General features: G+C 59.3%; 16 protein-coding genes and 1 pseudogene. 10 read left to right on the forward strand and 7 right to left on the reverse strand.

The window, feature by feature from the left end:
- The first annotated feature begins 48 nt into the window (after nt 1-48).
- Nucleotides 49-1869 (forward strand): translational GTPase TypA, encoded by a 1821-nt coding sequence (gene typA / locus ACYZTU_RS02885; protein WP_449642782.1) that lies wholly within the window; start codon nt 49-51, stop codon nt 1867-1869.
- 203 nt (nt 1870-2072) lie between these two features.
- On the opposite strand, the gene ACYZTU_RS02890 is transcribed toward typA, so the two are convergent.
- Complete coding sequence (locus tag ACYZTU_RS02890) at nt 2073-2516, reverse strand: YkgJ family cysteine cluster protein (protein WP_008149447.1); 444 nt, start codon at nt 2514-2516, stop codon at nt 2073-2075.
- Between the two features lie 253 nt (nt 2517-2769).
- Between ACYZTU_RS02890 and ACYZTU_RS02895 the strand changes: the two genes are divergently transcribed.
- The 5 genes from ACYZTU_RS02895 (at nt 2770) to ACYZTU_RS02915 (ending at nt 12138) form a co-directional block, all read left to right on the forward strand.
- Nucleotides 2770-5220 carry a glycogen/starch/alpha-glucan phosphorylase gene (locus ACYZTU_RS02895; protein ID WP_461967861.1) on the forward strand — a complete coding sequence of 817 codons (2451 nt, stop codon included), beginning with the start codon at nt 2770-2772 and terminating at the stop codon, nt 5218-5220.
- 184 nt (nt 5221-5404) lie between these two features.
- Nucleotides 5405-8992: a DUF2339 domain-containing protein gene (locus ACYZTU_RS02900; RefSeq protein WP_461967863.1), complete on the forward strand. Its 3588-nt coding sequence runs from the start codon at nt 5405-5407 to the stop codon at nt 8990-8992.
- On the forward strand, nt 8989-10362 hold the full coding sequence (locus ACYZTU_RS02905; protein ID WP_461967865.1) for a DUF3999 domain-containing protein: 1374 nt from the start codon (nt 8989-8991) through the stop codon (nt 10360-10362). Before ACYZTU_RS02900 ends, ACYZTU_RS02905 begins: the two co-directional genes overlap by 4 nt.
- A gap of 159 nt (nt 10363-10521) precedes the next feature.
- Nucleotides 10522-11532: a class 1 fructose-bisphosphatase gene (locus ACYZTU_RS02910; protein WP_461967867.1), complete on the forward strand. Its 1011-nt coding sequence runs from the start codon at nt 10522-10524 to the stop codon at nt 11530-11532.
- 3 nt (nt 11533-11535) lie between these two features.
- Complete coding sequence (locus tag ACYZTU_RS02915; protein ID WP_461967869.1) at nt 11536-12138, forward strand: DUF924 family protein; 603 nt, start codon at nt 11536-11538, stop codon at nt 12136-12138.
- A 19-nt stretch (nt 12139-12157) separates the two neighbouring features.
- Here the strand turns inward: ACYZTU_RS02915 and ACYZTU_RS02920 are convergent, their stop codons facing one another.
- The 5 genes and pseudogenes from ACYZTU_RS02920 to ACYZTU_RS02940 all read right to left on the reverse strand — a co-directional run bounded on the left by ACYZTU_RS02920 (nt 12158) and on the right by ACYZTU_RS02940 (nt 15065).
- Nucleotides 12158-12484 (reverse strand): type II toxin-antitoxin system RelE/ParE family toxin, encoded by a 327-nt coding sequence (locus tag ACYZTU_RS02920; RefSeq protein WP_461967871.1) that lies wholly within the window; start codon nt 12482-12484, stop codon nt 12158-12160.
- Nucleotides 12481-12753 carry a type II toxin-antitoxin system Phd/YefM family antitoxin gene (locus ACYZTU_RS02925; RefSeq protein ID WP_449642775.1) on the reverse strand — a complete coding sequence of 91 codons (273 nt, stop codon included), beginning with the start codon at nt 12751-12753 and terminating at the stop codon, nt 12481-12483. Before ACYZTU_RS02925 ends, ACYZTU_RS02920 begins: the two co-directional genes overlap by 4 nt.
- Nucleotides 12754-12919: 166 nt before the next feature.
- Nucleotides 12920-13684 carry a methyl-accepting chemotaxis protein gene (locus tag ACYZTU_RS02930; protein WP_461970943.1) on the reverse strand — a complete coding sequence of 255 codons (765 nt, stop codon included), beginning with the start codon at nt 13682-13684 and terminating at the stop codon, nt 12920-12922.
- Nucleotides 13685-13777: 93 nt separating this feature from the next.
- A pseudogene (locus tag ACYZTU_RS02935) lies at nt 13778-14812 on the reverse strand (HAMP domain-containing protein); the annotation flags it as partial.
- Nucleotides 14813-14855: 43 nt separating this feature from the next.
- Nucleotides 14856-15065 (reverse strand): hypothetical protein, encoded by a 210-nt coding sequence (locus ACYZTU_RS02940; protein WP_461967872.1) that lies wholly within the window; start codon nt 15063-15065, stop codon nt 14856-14858.
- A gap of 30 nt (nt 15066-15095) precedes the next feature.
- Between ACYZTU_RS02940 and ACYZTU_RS02945 the strand changes: the two genes are divergently transcribed.
- Nucleotides 15096-15350: a hypothetical protein gene (locus tag ACYZTU_RS02945; protein ID WP_131061244.1), complete on the forward strand. Its 255-nt coding sequence runs from the start codon at nt 15096-15098 to the stop codon at nt 15348-15350.
- A 31-nt stretch (nt 15351-15381) separates the two neighbouring features.
- Nucleotides 15382-15951 carry a lipocalin family protein gene (locus ACYZTU_RS02950; RefSeq protein WP_461967874.1) on the forward strand — a complete coding sequence of 190 codons (570 nt, stop codon included), beginning with the start codon at nt 15382-15384 and terminating at the stop codon, nt 15949-15951.
- Nucleotides 15952-16002: 51 nt separating this feature from the next.
- Here ACYZTU_RS02950 and ACYZTU_RS02955 read toward each other — a convergent pair whose 3' ends face one another.
- The gene (locus ACYZTU_RS02955) at nt 16003-17367 is read right to left on the reverse strand and encodes a formimidoylglutamate deiminase (RefSeq protein WP_461967876.1); all 1365 of its coding nucleotides are present in this window, start codon (nt 17365-17367) and stop codon (nt 16003-16005) included.
- Between the two features lie 146 nt (nt 17368-17513).
- Here ACYZTU_RS02955 and hutC point away from each other — a divergent pair, with 146 nt between their 5' ends.
- On the forward strand, nt 17514-18224 hold the full coding sequence (gene hutC, locus ACYZTU_RS02960) for a histidine utilization repressor (RefSeq protein WP_177326944.1): 711 nt from the start codon (nt 17514-17516) through the stop codon (nt 18222-18224).
- Complete coding sequence (locus ACYZTU_RS02965; RefSeq protein WP_461967878.1) at nt 18221-18790, forward strand: HutD/Ves family protein; 570 nt, start codon at nt 18221-18223, stop codon at nt 18788-18790. Before hutC ends, ACYZTU_RS02965 begins: the two co-directional genes overlap by 4 nt.
- Nucleotides 18791-19047: the final 257 nt, after the last annotated feature.

Here is a 19047-nt window from a genome sequence, read left to right on the forward strand (position 1 = left end):
GCTGCCAAGACTTGTCAGCACACCGAATCCTCTGATCGAGATACACAAGTGATCGAAAATCTACGCAACATCGCCATCATTGCTCACGTTGACCATGGTAAAACCACCCTGGTAGACAAACTCTTGCGTCAATCCGGCACCCTGGAGCGCAACGAGCTCAACGACGAGCGCGTGATGGACTCCAACGACCAGGAGAAAGAGCGCGGTATTACCATTCTGGCGAAAAACACCGCCATCAACTGGAACGGCTACCACATCAACATCGTGGACACCCCGGGCCACGCCGACTTCGGCGGCGAAGTTGAACGCGTAATGTCGATGGTTGACTCCGTTCTGCTGCTGGTTGACGCTCAAGACGGCCCTATGCCGCAAACCCGTTTTGTGACCAAGAAGGCTTTCGAAGCCGGCCTGCGTCCGATCGTGGTGATCAACAAGGTTGACCGTCCAGGCGCACGTCCGGACTGGGTTCTGGACCAGATCTTCGACCTGTTCGACAACCTCGGTGCTACCGAAGAACAGCTGGACTTCAAAGTCGTCTACGCCTCGGCACTGAACGGCATTGCCGGTCTGGAACACACCGCCATGGCGGAAGACATGACCCCGCTGTACCAGGCCATCGTTGACCACGTCCCTGCTCCACAGGTTGACCGTGACGGTCCGTTCCAGATGCAAATCTCGGCACTGGACTACAACAGCTTCCTGGGTGTGATCGGCGTTGGCCGTATCGCTCGTGGTCGCGTCAAGCCGAACACTCAAGTTGTGGCTATCGACATTGACGGCAAGAAGCGTAACGGTCGTATCCTGAAGTTGATGGGTCACCACGGTCTGCACCGTATCGACGTTGAAGAAGCAGCTGCCGGCGACATCGTCTGCATCAGCGGCTTCGACCAGTTGTTCATCTCCGACACTCTGTGCGACCCACTGAATGTTGAAGCGATGAAGCCGCTGACCGTTGACGAACCAACCGTTTCCATGACCTTCCAGGTAAACGACTCACCTTTCTGCGGTAAAGAAGGCAAGTTCGTCACCAGCCGTAACATCAAGGAACGTCTGGACAAGGAACTGCTGTTCAACGTTGCTCTGCGCGTTGAAGAAGGCGACACCGCCGACAAGTTCAAAGTCTCCGGCCGTGGTGAGCTGCACCTCTCGGTACTGATCGAAACCATGCGTCGCGAAGGCTTCGAAATGGGTGTTGGTCGTCCGGAAGTGATCATCCGCATGGTTGACGGCGTCAAGCACGAACCGTACGAAAACGTGACCATCGACCTGCCGGAAGTATCCCAGGGCGCGATCATGGAACAGATCGGTATCCGTAAAGGCGACCTGACCAACATGGTTCCGGATGGCAAGGGCCGTGTGCGCCTTGAGTACAACATCCCGGCTCGTGGCTTGATCGGTTTCCGTAACGAGTTCCTGACCCTGACCTCCGGTGCAGGCATCCTGACCTCGATCTTCGACCGTTACGACGTGATGAAGTCCGGCGACATGTCCGGCCGTCAGAACGGCGTGCTGGTTTCGGTGGCTACCGGTAAGGCGCTGACTTACTCGCTGGAAACCTTGCAAGCTCGCGGCAAATTGTTCCTGGGTCACGGTGAAGACGTGTACGAAGGTCAAATCGTCGGCATCAACAGCCGCGACAACGACCTGGGCGTCAACCCAACCAAAGGCAAGAAGCTCGACAACATGCGTGCTTCGGGTAAAGACGAAACCATCGCTCTGGTTCCGCCTATCCGCTTCACCCTGGAACAAGCTCTTGAGTTCGTGCAAGAAGACGAACTGTGCGAAGTCACTCCTAAGTCCATCCGTCTTCGCAAGAAGATCCTGGGCGAAAGCGAGCGTACCCGCGCTGCCAAGAAAGCCGGTAACTGAGTTTCGACTTAGTTAGCAGCTAAAAAAACGCCCCCGACCGCAAGGTCGGGGGCGTTTTTGTTTGTCTGGGGGTTGTGCGGTGTTTGTTCCGGCCCCTTCGCGGGCAAGCCTCGCTCCTACGGGTTTTGCACCCGTCATAAGAACGGCGCATGACCTGTAGGAGCGAGGCTTGCCCGCGATCTATCCGGCAGCGAGATTCTGGATCAGAACTTCTCGAGGGTCCGACGGCTCTCGCTGGTCTCACGCGCCACTTCTTTAGGCTTGTAAGCGCAATACCCCGGCCGAGGCCCGATTTTCGGATGGTTGCGGCAAGTATCCGGGCGCTTTTCATAAATAGTGCACAGACGGCTCTTACGATCCAGGTACAGGCAATCGTTGTTGCTCATGCGCTGGAGGGTGAAGATCTCGGACTTCTGGTTGTAACGCTCGACGATCCCTTCCTTCTGCAAACGCTTGGCGATGTTCTTCGGCGGCTCGCCGCGCTCGAATTCATCGACGATGCCGATACGGATCAGATCCTTGATCTTGACCTCGACCGGCAGGGTGCAGCAGCTGGAAACGCACGAACCGCACATCGGGGCGGAGTACTTGGCCCAGGTGTCGAGGCGGTCGATCTCCGCGGCGGCGATCAGGTTGGACTTCATCATCGGTTGTTACCAGCGTGCATCAGGGCGCGCGATCATACCGGGACTGGTGGATTTTTGAACAACCTTTCGCCAGATTTTTTCGTAAACCGCCCCAAAACACCTGAAACCCGGCACGGCCCCTGCATTCTTTCCGGTGCGCGACAAGGTAATGTCGATCTATCTCACACTAACGGGAAAAACTGCCGAACCAGAGTTCCAACGGCCTGTCAGACCGTCTAGGCTCAACAACTCCACGCTCGCTCGAGGTCCTACGATGACTCAAGAACCACTTGTTCGCGAAGCAGAGGTGGCCGCATTCCGCGACGCCGTCTTGACCAAACTCACCTACGCGGTGGGCAAAGACCCGGATCACGCCTTCGACCACGACTGGTTCGAAGCCATTGCCCTGGCGGCGCGCGATCACATGGTCGAGCACTGGATGGACCACACCCGGCAGATCTACCGCAAAGGTCAAAAGCGGGTTTACTACCTCTCCCTCGAATTTCTTATCGGCCGTCTGCTCTACGACAGCTTGAGCAACCTCGGCCTGCTTGACGTGGCCCGCGAAGCGCTGACTGAGCTCGGCGTCGACCTTGAACGCATCCGCCTGCTGGAACCCGACGCAGCGCTGGGCAACGGCGGCCTCGGTCGTCTTGCCGCGTGCTTCATGGAAAGCATGTCGACACTCGGCATTGCCGGCCACGGTTACGGCATTCGTTACGAACACGGCTTATTCCGCCAGGCCATCGTCGATGGCTGGCAGCAGGAACAGACCGAACACTGGCTGGATTTCGGCAACCCTTGGGAGTTCGAACGGCCAGAGGTCGTTTACCCGATCGGTTTCGGTGGCAGTGTCGAAACGGTCACCGACGAAGCCGGCAAGTCCAGGCAAGTCTGGACGCCAGCGGAAACCGTTCGCGCGATTGCTTATGACACACCGGTCGTCGGCTGGCGCGGGGCGAGCGTCAACACGCTGCGCTTGTGGCGCGCCCGGGCCATGGAAGATTTGCACCTGGAACGCTTCAACGCCGGTGACCACCTGGGCGCCGTGGCAGAAGTCGCCCGGGCCGAAAGTATTTCCCGGGTGCTCTACCCGGCAGACAGCACCGAAGCGGGCCAGGAACTGCGCCTGCGTCAGGAGTATTTCTTCGTTGCCGCGTCCTTGCAGGACTTGTTGCGCCGTCATCGCAACATGCACACCTCGGTCCTGACCTTGGGCGATCATGCAGCGATCCAGCTCAACGACACCCATCCCTCAATTGCCGTGGCCGAATTGATGCGCCAGCTGGTCGACGTCTATGACGTCGCGTGGGATGCGGCGTGGCAAGTCACCGTCGACACGCTGTCCTACACCAACCACACGCTGCTGCCGGAAGCGCTGGAAACCTGGCCGGTCGGTTTGATGGAGCGAATGTTGCCGCGACACATGCAGATCATTTATTTGATCAATGCCCAGCACATCGATTCGCTGCGCGCCAAAGGTATTCACGACTTTGAAGTGTTGCGCGCGGTGTCGCTGATCGAGGAAGACAACGGCCGCCGTGTGCGCATGGGCAATCTCGCGTTCCTCGGTTCCCACAGCGTCAACGGCGTCTCCGGCCTGCATACGCAGCTGATGCGCAAAACGGTGTTTTCCGAACTGCACAAACTCTACCCGGACCGGATCAACAACAAGACCAACGGCATCACCTTCCGCCGCTGGCTCTACCAAGCCAACCCGGAGCTGACCTCAATGATGGTCGACGCCCTTGGCCCCGATCTGCTGGACAACGCTGAAGAGCGACTGCTGGAACTGGAGCCGTTCGCCGAGAAGCCTGCGTTCCGCAAGGCGTTCGCCGAGCAGCGCCTGCACAGCAAAAAAGCCCTGGCGTACATCATTCACGAACGCCTGGGGGTCGCGGTCAACCCGGCAGCGATGTTCGACGTACAGGTCAAACGGATCCACGAATACAAGCGTCAGTTGCTCAACCTGTTGCACACCGTCGCGCTGTATCAGGCCATCCGCGCCGAGCCGGAAATCGATTGGGTGCCGCGGGTGAAGATCTTCGCCGGTAAGGCTGCGGCCAGTTATCACCAGGCCAAGCTGATCATCAAATTGACCAACGACATTGCCCGGGTGGTGAACAACGACCCGACCGTGCGCGGTTTGCTGAAAGTGGTGTTCTTGCCCAACTACAACGTCAGTCTGGCGGAGAGCATTATCCCGGCAGCGGATTTGTCGGAGCAGATTTCCACCGCAGGCTTCGAAGCGTCGGGTACCAGCAACATGAAGTTCGGCCTCAACGGCGCGCTGACCATCGGTACCATGGACGGGGCCAACGTCGAAATGTGCGAACGCATCGGTGTCGAGCACATGTTCATCTTCGGCCTCAGCGCTCAGCAGGTTGAAGCGCGCAAGCAGAATCATGAGTTCAATGCGACGCCGGATATTGCGGCCTCCCACCGTTTGAATGACGTGCTGCAAGCGATACGCGGCGGGGTGTTCTCGCCGGATGATCCGTCCCGTTACGCAGGATTGATCGATTCGCTGATCGACTACGATCGCTTCCTGGTCTGCGCCGATTTCGACTCTTACTGGGACGCGCAGATGCGCGTTGAAGCCCATTGGCACGATTCGAACGAATGGTGGCGTTCAGCGGTGTTGAGCACTTCCCGGATGGGCTGGTTCTCCTCCGACCGGACGATTCGCGAGTACGCCACGGATATCTGGAAAGCGCTGGAGTAAGCCTTCGTTCGGGTCGATATACTGGCGCCCCGGAAAAGATCGCAGCCTTCGGCAGCTCCTACAGTCAGCGTCACCTAACATTGGGTAAACGCGGTCGGTGTAGGAGCTGCCGAAGGCTGCGATCTTTGCTGTACGGGCTGCGCTAATCTTCTTGGATTGGCCACTGCGCTTAGGGATATCGACAATGCAATGGATGTTCATGCTGATTGGGCTGGTGCTGGGTTGGATACTCGACGAGTCGTTCAGCGATGCGCTGCTGGGCGCGCTGCTCGGGTTGGGTGTTGGCCAGGCCATTAGCATTGGCCACTTGGGTTCACAAACTGTCGAGCAGCGCCGGCTGCTTGAACAGGTGCAGGTGGCGCTGAGTGCGGTCGAGCAACGTCTGGCATTGCTCGAGGTGTCTGGCTTGAAAGTGCCTGAAGCCAGCGAACCGGTTGCCAGCGAAACCGTCCCGCCCCCAGAAATCATGCTCGATGAAGCCCTTGTCGCCTCCCCGGAGCTGATCTGGGAACTCCCTCCCGAATTAGAACCGATTATTGCTGCGGCCACTGAAACCAGTCGCCCGCTTCCTGCCGATCCCTGGAAACCCGAGCCGGTCGCCCGCGAGCCGCAACAGCCCGTCATCCCGCGCGGTCCGAATGTCATTGAGCGCACCATCATCGGCGCCCGCAACTGGCTGTTCGGCGGCAACACCGTGCTGCGGGTCGGTGTGGTGCTGTTGTTTCTCGGTCTGGCCTTCCTGCTGCGTTACGCCACCGAAGGCATGGTGGTGCCGATCGAGTTGCGTTACGCCGGTGTCGCGGCGGCTGCGTTGGGCTTGCTCGGCCTGGGTTGGTGGCTGCGACTGCGCAACAGCCATTACGCGTTGATGCTGCAAGGCACCGGGATCGCGGTGTTGTACCTGACCGTGTTTGCCGCAATGCGCCTGCATCCGCTGCTCGATCCTACTGCGGCGTTGGGCCTGCTGGTCGCGGTGACGGTGTTCTCGGCGATTCTCGCCATCACCCAGGATGCTCTGGGTCTCGCCGCCGCTGCGGCACTCGGCGGTTTCGCGGCTCCAATCCTGACCTCCACCGGCGCCGGCAACCATGTCGCGCTGTTCAGCTACTTTGCGTTGCTCAACGCCGGCATCCTCGCCATCGCCTGGTTCAAGGCCTGGCGGCTGCTTAACTTGATCGGCTTCGTCGGCACCTTCGGCATCGGTTTCGCTTGGGGCCTGCGTTCCTATACGCCAGAACTGTTGTGGAGCACCGAACCGTTCCTGATTGTGTTTTTCCTGATGTACCTGGCCATCGGCCTGCTGTTCGCCCGACGCAAGTTGCTGGAAATGAGCGACGCGCCCGAGGATGACAGCCGCGAGGCGCTGCTGCGCTGGTCGACGCGCAAGGGTGATTACGTCGACGGCACGATGCTGTTCGGTCCTCCGTTGGTGGGCTTCGGTTTGCAGTTCGCTCTGGTTCAGCATCTCGAGTTTGCCGCTGCCTTCAGCGCGTTGGCGTTGGGCATGATTTACATGGGCCTGGCACGGTTGCTGATGGGCGGACGAGCGTTGCTGCTGGCGGAAACCTGCCTGGCACTGGGCGTGATTTTCGCCAGCCTGGCCATTCCGTTGGGCCTCGATGCGCGCTGGACCGCTGCTGCATGGGCCGTCGAAGGCGCCGGCATCTTCTGGCTCGGCCTGCGTCAGCAACGACCGCTGGCCCGAGCCTTTGCCTTGCTGCTGCAATTGGGCTCGGCCCTGGCCTTCCTCAGTGAACTGCGGATCGGCGACAGCAGCTTGCTCGACGGCGCTCCACTGGGCGCGTTGATGCTCGGCGTGGCGTTGTTGTTCAGCTTCTATCAATTGCGCAAAGCCTTGCCTGAACAGACTTCGCAATGGGAGCGCAAAGGGCTGCCCGTATTGGCCTGCCTCGGTCTGACTTTCCTCTATCTGCTGGCGCCGTTGTTCTTCTTCACTCACGGCACGGCGATCAGTTGGGCGCTGGCGGGGTTGGCGACCTTGTTCGTCGGCCTGCGTCTGCAATCGCGCACCTTCCTGTTCACTGCGTTCGCTGTGCAGTTGCTCGGCGGTGCGTTGTTCCTGCTGCGGCTGCAGGGTTCAAGCGTTGAATCCTCCGCTGTGCTCAGTGCCGGTTGGAGCGGCTTGCTGAGCGCATCGTTGATCGGCCTGGCGTTGATCGCCGGCATGTTGCTGGCGGCTCGCGATGAAATGGTCCGAAGCGACTTGCGATTACTGCGCGGTTTGTCGGTAGTGCTGCTGGCCGGTCTGGTATTGATCAATCTGGCGGTGCTCTTCGTCCTGCCTTGGCAAACAGCGAGTGCGGTATGGGCGGCCAGTGGGCTGTTCATCATTTGGCTGAGTCTGTACCTGAAGCAGCGCGTGAGTTTTGTCTTCGGCTTGCTGTTGCAGGTGATTGGCGGCGCGGCGTTCCTGTTCGCCGGTCCGGACCTGCTCGGGCCGCTGGCCAGCGAAGGTTTGCGCCCGTTGGCTCACAGCGGTTTCTGGACGCCGCTGGTGTTGGGCCTGGCCGCAATGGTTGGCGCCTGGCGCTTGCAGCTCGGCAACCATGCTTCGGCCTTCGATGTGCTGAGCCTGCAGCGTTTGTCCGAAGTGCTGCTGGTGTGGGGCGCGGGTTGGTGGGCGCTGGCGTGGGTCAGTGAAGTGCTGCGCTTCGCACCGTTTAATCTGCAAGCGACGTTGTTGCTGGCCGTTGCGGCGCTGAGCGTGGCGCTGTGGACAGTGTTGGCGCTACGCCGGAAATGGTCGGCGCTGGGCTTGCTCTGCACCTTGCTGATTCCCGCTGTCGGTTTGGTGTTACTGGCTGCGTGGCACTCGCGTTATCACCCGGCGGCCAACGTTGGTTGGCTGGCATGGGCCGCCGTGTTCGTTATGCATTTCATCTCCCTGCGACGTCTGGCGCCGATGCTGTCGGCGCGCGTCCTCAGTACCGCCCACGTGCTCGGCTGCTGGCTGTTGATCGGCGTGCTGGCCCTGGAGCTGCGTTACGGCCTGTTGCTGTTGTCCGAGCAATACAATGCCTGGCGCTGGTTGGGTTGGGCGATTCTGCCGAGCCTGTATTTGGTGCTGATGGCGGCCCCCCGTGGCTGGCCATGGCCGGTATCGGCTTATCCGCGCGAATATCGTGTCTATGCCGCCGCGCCTCTGGCGTTGCTGATGCTCGGCTGGTTCTGGCTGGCGAATGTCGTCAGCGACGGCACCGCCGAGCCATTGCCTTATGTGCCGCTGATCAACCCGCTGGAGTTGGGTCTGCTGTTTGCGCTGTTCGGCGTTTATGTCTGGTCCCGCAGCGCCGTGCCGCAACTGTCGATTCGCAAGGACTACTTTGATCACGCCACGCAACTGATCGCTGGCGCCTCCCTGTTTGTGTTCTTCACGGCCCTGGTGATGCGCACGGCTCACCATTGGGGCGGTGTGCCGTTCGAGCTGGAGGCGTTGCTCGAATCCATGCGGGTGCAGGCCGGTCTGTCCATCGTCTGGACCTTGATGGCCCTGAGTCTGATGATCGGCGGTCATCTGCGTGATCGCCGCGAAGTCTGGCTGATCGGTGCGGCGCTGATCGGTGTGGTGGTGGCCAAACTGTTTTTTGTCGAGTTGAGTAACCGCGGCGGGCTCGCCCGGATCGTGTCATTTATCGGCGTTGGCGTGTTGCTGTTGGTCGTGGGCTATTTCGCCCCGTTGCCGCCCAAGCGCGCCGAGTCTGTGCCGGAGGCTGAAAAACCGGCCCCGGAAACCGAAGGAGTGTCGTTTTGAGTCAGAAGCTGAACCTGGGCTGGTTGGGCGCTGTTGCGCTGGGTGTGGCGCTGTCGGCCAGTGCTCAGGAAAAACCGGCGGACTTCGCTACCCAAGTGCCCTTGTCCGTGAGCGGCGAAGGTCCGTGGTATCGCCTCGAATTGCCCTTGAGCGTGCAATTGAATGCGCGGCAAACCGATCTCAGCGATGTGCGCGTGTTCAATGCCGCCGGTGAGGCTCAGGCTTATTCCTTGACCCGCGCGCCAGCGCAAACCAGCGAGAACCGCACCCTTACCGACGTGAAATGGTTCCCGTTGTACAACTCGGCGGACTCCACCGAACACGCACCGAGCGTGCGGGTGCAATCGAATGCCAACGGCATGCTGGTCGAAGTGCAGCCGTCCAGTCAGCTGGAGGCGGGCGAAGAAATGCTGCGCGGCTGGTTGCTCGACGCCAGCAGCATCAAAGCACCGTTGCAGCAGTTGATCCTCGACTGGACCAGCGAACGCGACGGCTTTCAGCGTTTCACCCTCGAAGCCAGCGACGACTTGCAGCACTGGCAGTCCTGGGGCGAAGGTCAGGTGGCACGCCTGACGTTTGCCGATGAACAGGTCGAGCAGCATGAAGTCGCTCTGCCGGGACAATCGGCCCGTTATCTGCGCTTGCTGTGGAACACGCCGCAATCGGCCCCGACGTTGACCTCGGCGCAACTGCAAAGCGCCAAGACCCGCAGCCTGCCGCTACCGCTGGTTTGGTCACAACCGCTGACCGGCAGCAGCGTGAAGGCGGGTGAATACACCTGGCAATTACCCATGGGGCTGAATGTCGAGCGCTTGCAGGTCGAGTTGAGTCAGCCCAACAGCTTGGCGCCGGTAACCTTGTCCGGTCGTCGGGAAAGCAGCCTGCCGTGGCAGCCGCTGAGCAGCGGTTTGCTCTATCGCCTGACCCAGAATGGTCAGGATGTGGTGCAGAACGAATTGCAGCTGTCGGGGCAAACCGTGCAGCAGTTGAAACTGACGGTGGACGAGCGCGGCGGTGGACTGGGGGCCGAGGCACCGACTGTGCGGTTCGCCGTGCGCTCCACTCAATTGGTGTTTCTGGCGCGCGGGACGGGGCCTTATACGCTCGCACTCGGAGGTGCCACGGTGAAGGCGGCGAGCCTGCCGCTGTCGACGTTGATTCCGGATTACAGCGCTGCAAAGTTGGCGACGGTGGGCAAGGCTACGGTGGAGGGCGGGGCGGTGATCACGCCGGCGTCGACAGGGACAACGGCTGCTACGACTGCCACTAATTGGAAGAAGTTCGGGTTGTGGGCGGTGTTGCTGCTCAGCGTTTTGTTTCTCGCCGCGATGGCGTTCAGTCTGTTGCGCAAGCCGCCGGTCAAGCCTTGAAACTGGCATTAACGCCCGGTGCACATCCGGGCGGTTTCGAACTACGCTCAATTGGGCGCATGAACTCTATTGGGTGTAACACGTCTGATAGGAGGAAATGCGCCCCGACTCGCGTTAAACTGCGCGGGTTTTTAGCCCCCCATTCCACCGGAGCCTTCCATGTCCCGCGTTACCCTGAGTCGCTATTTGATTGAGCAGACCCGTAGCAACAACACTCCTGCCGATCTGCGTTTCCTGATCGAAGTGGTGGCGCGCGCCTGCAAGGAAATCAGCCACGCCGTGTCCAAAGGCGCCCTCGGTGGTGTTTTGGGCAGCATGGGCACCGAAAACGTCCAAGGCGAAGTGCAGAAGAAACTCGACGTGATCTCCAACGAGATCCTGCTCGAAGCCAACGAGTGGGGCGGTCACCTGGCCGGCATGGCGTCCGAAGAAATGGACAATGCCTACCAGATCCCGGGCAAATACCCGAAAGGCGCCTACCTGTTGGTATTTGACCCACTGGACGGCTCGTCGAACATCGATATCAACGCACCGGTCGGTACTATCTTCTCGGTGCTGCGTTGCCCGAGCGAATACCTGAGCCAGAACGAAGCCTTGAACGAAAAGGCTTTCCTGCAGCCAGGCACCGAGCAGGTAGCCGCCGGTTACGCTATCTACGGCCCGCAGACCATGCTGGTGTTGACCCTGGGTGATGGCGTGAAAGGCTTCACGCTGGACCGAGAAATGGGCAGCTTCGTCCTAACCCACGAAGACATCACGATTCCTGAAACCACTCAGGAATTCGCGATCAACGCGTCCAACCAGCGTCACTGGGAAGCGCCGGTACAACGCTACGTTGGCGAATTGCTGGCGGGCGATGAAGGCCCGTTGAAAAAGAACTACAACATGCGCTGGGTCGCCGCGATGGTTGCTGACGTGCACCGTATCCTGACCCGTGGCGGTCTGTTCATGTACCCACGCGACAGCCGCGAGCCGTCGAAGCCGGGCAAACTGCGTCTGATGTACGAAGCCAACCCGATGTCGTTCCTGGTTGAGCAAGCGGGCGGCGCGTCCACCGACGGCCATCAACGCATCCTCGACATTCAGCCTGAAGGCCTGCACCAGCGCGTAGCAGTGTTCCTCGGCTCGAAAGAAGAAGTCGAACGCGTCACGGCTTACCACAAGGAATAAACCATGACCGCGCCCTGGCAGCCGTTGCTTGAATGGTGGTTTGGAAACTCCGAATCACCCAACGAAGTAGCGGCTGACAAGGGCAAGTTATGGTTCGGCAAGCGCGACAGCCAGGACCTCGAAGCGCAGACGCGTTTCGGGGACTGGGTCGAGCAGGCACTGGCCGGCGAATTGGCCGACTGGGCGCAACGCCCCGAAGGTTGGCTGGCTCTGGTGCTGCTGCTCGATCAACTCCCGCGAATGATCTTTCGCGACACTCCAGAATCTTTTGCAGGCGATCTCAGGGCTCAGGCGCTGGTGGCGCAAGGCATCGCTGCGGATTTTGATCGGCAGTTGCGGCCGATTCAGCGGGTGTTTATCTATCTGGTGTTTGAGCATTGCGAGAATCTGGCGGTACAGAACGAGGCCGTCTCGCGGTTTATCGCGCTGGTTGCCGAGCAGCCAGAAGCTGATCGAGCGGTGTTTGCCGATAACCTGGATTATGCCGAGCGGCATCAAAAGGTGATTGCGCGGTTTGGGCGGTTTCCGCATAGGAATGCGGTGTTGGGAAGGGAATCTACGGCTGAGGAGTTGGAGTTTCTGAGTAAGCCTGGATCGCGTTTCTAAACGCGCCCCGAGCTCACGTTTACCCTTGAAGTAGCCGCTTCATCAGCAGTGTTGGCAGATTTTTTCGGGTGTCGGCAATGATGTGAACATAGACCGTCTGCTCACGAATCTCATAGATGATCCTGTTCATCCCTGACAGGATTTGTCGATATTGGCTGAGATTAAGCTTCTCGATTTCTTCCGGAATCGATCCTGCATAGGGCTGTATCCCCAAATTGCGGATGACGGCCTTCAGGTCGGCATAGGTGCTTTGCCAAGTTTGAGTAGAGAACTGTTTGATGAGATAAGTACGAAGTTCTTTCAGGTCAGTCTCGGCAGACTGAAGAATGACGACCTTTAAACTCATTGATGGTCAGCCCTGTCCAGTTCTGCAAAGACATCTTCGGCGTCGCGAAACTTGCCTTCTACTATTTCACGATTTCCCATCGCCAAGAGCTTAAGCAGGGCCATGGTGTCTTCCTGCTCTTCAAAACTTTTTACGTCCATGACCACAAGCTTCGCTTCACCGTTTTGGGTGATCACCAAGGGCTCGCGGCTCTCTGTAAGTGCTTTGACGATTTCGGCCGTATGGCTTTTCAGGTAGCTGATCGGCTTGATTTGAGATGAAAGCTTCATGGGGTGAGCCTCGCCAAGTTTGAGTAGGACCGAGTTTAGTCTTAATTCAGTCCTGCGTCAGGCTGTGGCGACCAACGTTTCTCTCTAAGTGGTTAGATCTTTGTTGCAACTGATGCCGCCATTGCGAGCAAGCTTGCTTGCTCGCAATGAGGCCTTCAAAAGCGCTTTAAATCCGGAAACTACCCACCAACTGCTTCAACCGCGCCGCCTGCCGCTCAAGATCGGTACACGCGCGCAAGGTCGATTGCAAGTTCTCCACACCTTCCTGGTTCAACGTGTTGATTTCGGTAATGTCGACGTTGATCGACTCCACCACCGCCGTTTGCTCTTCGGTCGCCGTCGCCACGGATTGGTTCATCCCGTCGATCTCACCGATCCGCTGAGTCACGCTGCCCAGACGTTCGCCCGCCTGGTTGGCGATGCCGACGCTGCTTTCACTCTGGCGTTGGCTGTCGGTCATGGTGCTCACGGCTTCCCGGGCGCCGACTTGCAGTTCCTCGATCATCTTCTGCACTTGCTGCGCCGAATCCTGGGTACGGTGTGCGAGGTTACGCACTTCGTCGGCCACTACGGCAAAACCACGACCGGCTTCACCGGCACGAGCCGCTTCGATGGCGGCGTTGAGTGCCAGCAAGTTGGTCTGCTGGGAGATGCTGGTGATCACTTCCAGAATCTGCCCGATGTTCACGGTGTTGCTATTGAGCGTTTCGATGTTGCCGCACGAATCGCTGATCTTCGCCGAGAGCTGCTGCATCGCCGCGATGGTTTTATCGACGACTTGCTGACCGTCTTCGGCCAATGCGCGAGCATCGCTCGAATGCTGAGAGGCGAGGGCGGCGTTCTGGGCGATTTCCTGGGCGGCGGCGCCCAGCTCGTTGATGGCTGCGGCCACGCTGCTGGTGCGCGAGGCTTGCTGGTCGGAGTTGAACATCGACGAGTTCGACGCGGCAACTACACGCAGCGCGACTTCATTGACCAGGCCAGTGGCCGAGGACACCTCGCGGATCGAGGTGTGAATACGCTCCACGAAACGGTTGAACGAGGTGCCCAGCGCGCCGAATTCGTCCTGGCCGTGGATGGTCAGACGCTTGGTCAGGTCACCTTCACCTTCGGCGATGTCATGCATGGCGCGGCCCATGGTCAGCAACGGCTGCATCAAGAAGCTGATCAGCATGCCCAACAGCGCGATGATGATCACCACGGCAATGACCATGGCGATAATCGCCGAAGTACGGAACTCGCTGAGCATCGAGAACGCGGTGTCCTGATCCAGCACCAGCGCCACGTACCAGTCTGCCGAGGGCACACCGTTGACGCGAGTAAAGGAGATGAATTGGGTCTTGCCGTCGAGTTCGACTTCCTTCATGCCCGGGCTGACGTTCGGGGCGCCGTTCGGGTAGGCGTCGGTCAGGCTCTTGAGTACCAGTTTGCTGTCCGGGTGGATCAGGATTTTGCCGCCGGCACTGACGATAAAGGCATGGCCGTGGCCGCCGAAGTTCAGCGAGTTGATGATTGCGCTGACGCTGGACAGGTCAATGTCTGCACCGGCGACGCCGATCATTTGATTCTGATGTTTCACCGGCGTGGCGACGGTGATCACCAGTTTGCCCGACGACGCGGCGATATACGGTTCGGTGACGATGGTCTGCTGCGCGCTGTTGGCCGCCTTGTACCAGCCACGGGCGCGAGGGTCGTAATCCGCCGCACGATTGCCGGCCGGGACCGAGAACATCACGCCGTCAGTACCGCCAAAATAGCTCAGCTGAAAATTGCTGGTGTAGGCCGGCAGGTCGATGGCGCGCTTGAGGTTGGCCTGAGCGCTGCCGTCCACCGCGATCTGCTGGGACAGCGATTGCAGCAACTGAATGCGGCTTTCCAGCCAGGTCTGGATGTTGCTGGTGGTCAGGCTGCCGAGTTCCTGCATCGAGGATTCGGTGCTGCCGCGCAAGGTTTGCCGCTGGCGGTAGTCGTTGAAGAGGATGAAGCAAGCGAATGCAACGGCCACCACGAGGGCAGCAGCCAACAAGATCTTGTGGCTGAACTTCATGTTTCTGGTCATTAAATAAACTACCGCGAAGAGGCTGCTGGTCAACAAAGGGGCGTCAATTTGCCACAGTCGTGGGCTTGCGCTGCTTATATGTCGACTGAGCGGCGGCAAAGATTAGGCGGCTTTTACGAAAACCGACGAAACACTCAATAGCCAATGAAAGTTCCTGATATTTCACGAAAGACAGACGAGCGGCCCACAAATAGCCGGCCAGCCACGGAACCAGACAGGGGTTTTCTCTTCTAAGCTTCAGCTTGGCAGTCATGCCATTCCCCTTCGCCCCAGGAGCTACACAATGTCGCTGCGTTCTATCGCCCTGCTTTCGTTCTGCGTGTTGTTGGCCGCGTGCAGCAAGGTCAATCAGGAAAACTACTCGAAGCTGTCGTCAGGCATGCCAAAGGCCGAGGTAGAAACCTTGCTGGGCAAACCCACCGACTGCTCGGGCGCGCTCGGCATGTCCAGTTGTACCTGGGGTGACAAGAACAGTTTTATCAGCGTGCAGTACGCCGGTGACCAAGTGCTGATGTTTTCCGGCCAAGGCCTGAAGTAATCCGGGGCTATGCGCCCACGGGAGAAAAACAATGAAACGGTTACTGATAGTCCTTTTAGCCGGCCTGGTTTTGGCCGGCTGCGCCACTTCCGGCGTAGATCCGTTGGCACCGAAAACTGACAACAGCGTCAATCTTAAGAAGTACCAAGGGACTTGGTACGAGTTGGCCCGTCTGCCGATGTATTTCCAGCGCAACTGCGCACAATCTGAAGCCCATTACACGCTCAAGCCTGACGGCGACGTGTTGGTACTGAACCGCTGTCTGACGGCGGACTGGCAATGGGAAGAGGCCAAAGGCACGGCTTGGCCACAGGTGCCGGGCAAGACCGACAAATTGTGGGTCGAATTCGACAACTGGTTTTCGCGGCTGATGCCGGGTGTTGCGAAGGGCGAATACTGGGTGTTGTACGTCAGCGATGACTACAAGACCGCCATTGTTGGCGATCCGAGCCGCAAGTATCTGTGGCTGCTGTCACGGACCCCGACGGTCAATGGCGTTGTGCGTGAGGAATTGCTGAGCAAGGCACGTCAGCAGGGCTACGACACCACGCGACTGATTTGGCGCGCGACTGATACGCAGATGGCCAAGACTTCGAACTGATTACTCCGCTACTGATCGTTCCCGCGCGAAGTGGGAACGATCAATGAGGGATCAGCCCAGGAGATCGCGCAAGACCTGGGTGAAGGCGCGGTTGCTTTCTTCTTCCCCGGCATGATGCCCGTCACGCACAACCCACTGGCCATTGACCAGCACATCCCGCACCTGACGGTCGCCACCGGCAAACAACCAACGATTGAGAATCCCGTCGCCACTGGCTGTCGCCAGGTACGGATCGTTGCCATCCAGCACCAGCCAATCCGCACGTTTGCCAACTTCCAGCGCGCCAATCGGCTGACCCAACGCCTGAGCCCCGCCATCCAGCGCTGCGTCGTACAGTGTGCGGCCAACCATCGGCTGATCCGCGCCATACAAACGATTACGTCGTTGGTCGCGCAGGCGCTGGCCATATTCCAGCCAGCGTAATTCTTCGACCACGCTCAATGACACATGACTGTCGGAGCCAATTCCCATGCGCCCGCCCTGAGCGAGGAAATCCACCGCCGGGAAGATACCGTCGCCGAGGTTGGCTTCGGTGGTCAGGCACAAGCCGGCGATGGCGCGACTCTTGGCCATCAGCGTGACTTCTTCCGGGTTGGCGTGGGTCGCGTGAACCAGGCACCAGCGCTGATCGACCTCGGTGTTTTCGTACAGCCATTGCAGCGGGCGGCGACCGCTCCAGCCCAGGCAGTCATCGACTTCCTTCTGCTGCTCGGCGATGTGAATGTGCACCGGGCACTGCTTGTCGCTGGCGGCCAGTACTTCGCTGATTTGCTGCGGTGTTACCGCACGCAACGAGTGGAAACACAAACCCAGCGACTGCGCCGGTTGCTGCGCCAGGATCGGCTGCAAGCGCGACTGAAGCTTGAGGTAGTTTTCGGTACTGTTGATAAAGCGGCGCTGGCCGTCGTTCGGCGTTTGGCCACCGAAGCCGGAATGGCTGTAGAGCACCGGCAGCAGGGTCAGGCCGATGCCGGCTGAACTGGCGGCCTGGCTGATGCGCAGCGCCAGTTCGGCCGGGTCGGCGTACGGCTGACCGTTGGTGTCGTGGTGTACGTAGTGAAATTCTGCGACCGAGGTGTAACCGGCTTTGAGCATTTCGATGTACAGCTGACGAGCGATGACGCCGAGCTGCTCCGGGCTTATTTTTCCGACGAGGCGATACATCAAATCGCGCCAGGTCCAGAAACTGTCGTTCGGATTACCTGCCACTTCCGCCAGCCCGGCCATGGCCCTCTGGAAGGCGTGGGAGTGTAAATTGGGCATGCCCGGCAGCAGCGGACCGCTTAACCGTTCGGCATCATCTGCGTGGGAATCGGCCTGGATATGGGTCAGCACGCCCTCGGTGCTGACCTCAAGACGTACATTGTTGGCCCATCCACTAGGCAGCAGCGCGCGTTCGGCAAAGAAGGCGGACATGGTTCAGCACCCCATCGTGTGTTATTTGTATATACATATACAGACGTTTGCCTGCTCGGTAAACTCCGGCAAGCTAGCAACCTCTAACAGATCAACAAGGATTAACCGTGCCGACTCCGCCCCCAGTGTCACCGTTGGCCGCACACATGGGCGACAGTCCGGCGCCCTTGTACGCCCGCGTCAAACAGATGATCACCCAGCAAATCGACAGTGGAAACTGGCCGCCGCACTACCGCGTTCCGTCGGAAAGCGAGCTGGTCAACCAACTGGGTTTCAGCCGCATGACCATCAACCGCGCCCTGCGCGAGATGACCGCCGACGGTCTGTTGGTGCGCATGCAAGGTGTCGGGACTTTTGTCGCCGAACCGAAAAGCCAATCTGCGCTGTTTGAAGTGCACAACATCGCCGACGAAATCGCCTCCCGTGGCCATCGTCATACCTGCAAGGTCATCACTCTCGAAGAAGAGGCCGCCGGTTCCGAGCGCGCCTTGGCGCTGGACATGCGTGAAGGCCAGAAAGTCTTTCACTCGCTGATCGTGCATTTCGAAAACGATATCCCGGTACAAATCGAAGACCGTTTCGTCAACGCGCTGGTGGCGCCGGACTACCTCAAGCAGGACTTCACCCTGCAAACGCCATACGCCTATCTGAACCAGGTCGCGCCGCTGACTGAAGGCGAGCATGTGGTCGAGGCGATTCTGGCCGAGGCCAGCGAATGCAAGTTGCTGCAGATTGAAAAGGGCGAGCCGTGCCTGCTGATTCGTCGCCGTACCTGGTCCGGCCGTCAGCCGGTGACCGCCGCCCGTTTGATCCACCCCGGTTCCCGTCATCGTCTGGAAGGACGCTTTCATAAATGAGTCAAGTCAAGGTACTACGCGCGAAAGATTACCCACGCATGCCGTGGAAAAACGGTGGCGGCAGCACTGAAGAGATCACCCGTGATGCGGGCACTGGCCTTGATGGATTTGGCTGGCGCCTGTCGATTGCTGATATTGGCGAGTCGGGCGGGTTTTCCACCTTTGCCGGTTACGAGCGTGTAATCACCGTGCTGCAAGGCGACGGCATGACTTTGCGCGTCGATGGCCAGGACACGCGGCCGTTGTTACCGCTGGACCCGTTCGCCTTCAGCGGCGAGAGCCAGGTTTCCTGCACATTGCTCGTCGGGCCGATTCGCGATTTCAACCTGATCTATGCACCGCAGCGTTACCGCGCGCGGTTGCAGTGGCTGGACGGCGAGCAGCGGTTTTTCAGCTCGGCGGGCACTGTGCTCGTGTTCAGTGTCACCAACGAGCTTGAAGTGCAGGTCGGTAACAGTGCCTCGCAACTGGGCCGCCATGATTGCCTGCAACTTGACGGTAATACCGGGCTTTTGGAAGTCTCCATTAACGGCTCGTGCTGTGTGATTGAGCTGATCACACGCTGATTCAAAATCCCTTTCGCGGGCAAGCCTCGCTCCTACAGGATTGATGTCGATCCAACTATTGGTGATCGACGCAAAACCTGTAGGAGCGAGGCTTGCCCGCGAAGCTTTTTCACCGAGCAAATCCGTTCCCAAATGCGCACCAACTTGTTACCGAACGCCCCAGCGTGGCGCAAACCCCCGCTCAAGTAACAGCTGTAATCCCTCTCGCAAAATCCCCCCGAAAAATTTCATCTTTGCCAAAACCCTTGATCCATGCG

Source organism: Pseudomonas sp. HLT2-19-2, assembly GCF_054898005.1.

Bases quoted from the DNA above. Each gene is read 5' to 3' on its own strand.
- ACYZTU_RS02930 (WP_461970943.1), bottom strand. From the start codon at position 13,684: ATGTTCAACTCCGACCAGCAAGCCTCGCGCACCAGCAGCGTGGCCGCA.
- ACYZTU_RS02965 (WP_461967878.1), top strand. From the start codon at position 18,221: ATGAGTCAAGTCAAGGTACTACGCGCGAAAGATTACCCACGCATGCCG.
- ACYZTU_RS02910 (WP_461967867.1), top strand. From the start codon at position 10,522: ATGTCCCGCGTTACCCTGAGTCGCTATTTGATTGAGCAGACCCGTAGC.
- ACYZTU_RS02900 (WP_461967863.1), top strand. From the start codon at position 5,405: ATGCAATGGATGTTCATGCTGATTGGGCTGGTGCTGGGTTGGATACTC.
- ACYZTU_RS02950 (WP_461967874.1), top strand. From the start codon at position 15,382: ATGAAACGGTTACTGATAGTCCTTTTAGCCGGCCTGGTTTTGGCCGGC.
- ACYZTU_RS02955 (WP_461967876.1), bottom strand. From the start codon at position 17,367: ATGTCCGCCTTCTTTGCCGAACGCGCGCTGCTGCCTAGTGGATGGGCC.
- ACYZTU_RS02895 (WP_461967861.1), top strand. From the start codon at position 2,770: ATGACTCAAGAACCACTTGTTCGCGAAGCAGAGGTGGCCGCATTCCGC.
- ACYZTU_RS02945 (WP_131061244.1), top strand. From the start codon at position 15,096: ATGTCGCTGCGTTCTATCGCCCTGCTTTCGTTCTGCGTGTTGTTGGCC.
- ACYZTU_RS02915 (WP_461967869.1), top strand. From the start codon at position 11,536: ATGACCGCGCCCTGGCAGCCGTTGCTTGAATGGTGGTTTGGAAACTCC.
- ACYZTU_RS02920 (WP_461967871.1), bottom strand. From the start codon at position 12,484: ATGAGTTTAAAGGTCGTCATTCTTCAGTCTGCCGAGACTGACCTGAAA.
- ACYZTU_RS02890 (WP_008149447.1), bottom strand. From the start codon at position 2,516: ATGATGAAGTCCAACCTGATCGCCGCCGCGGAGATCGACCGCCTCGAC.
- ACYZTU_RS02940 (WP_461967872.1), bottom strand. From the start codon at position 15,065: ATGACTGCCAAGCTGAAGCTTAGAAGAGAAAACCCCTGTCTGGTTCCG.
- hutC (WP_177326944.1), top strand. From the start codon at position 17,514: ATGGGCGACAGTCCGGCGCCCTTGTACGCCCGCGTCAAACAGATGATC.
- ACYZTU_RS02925 (WP_449642775.1), bottom strand. From the start codon at position 12,753: ATGAAGCTTTCATCTCAAATCAAGCCGATCAGCTACCTGAAAAGCCAT.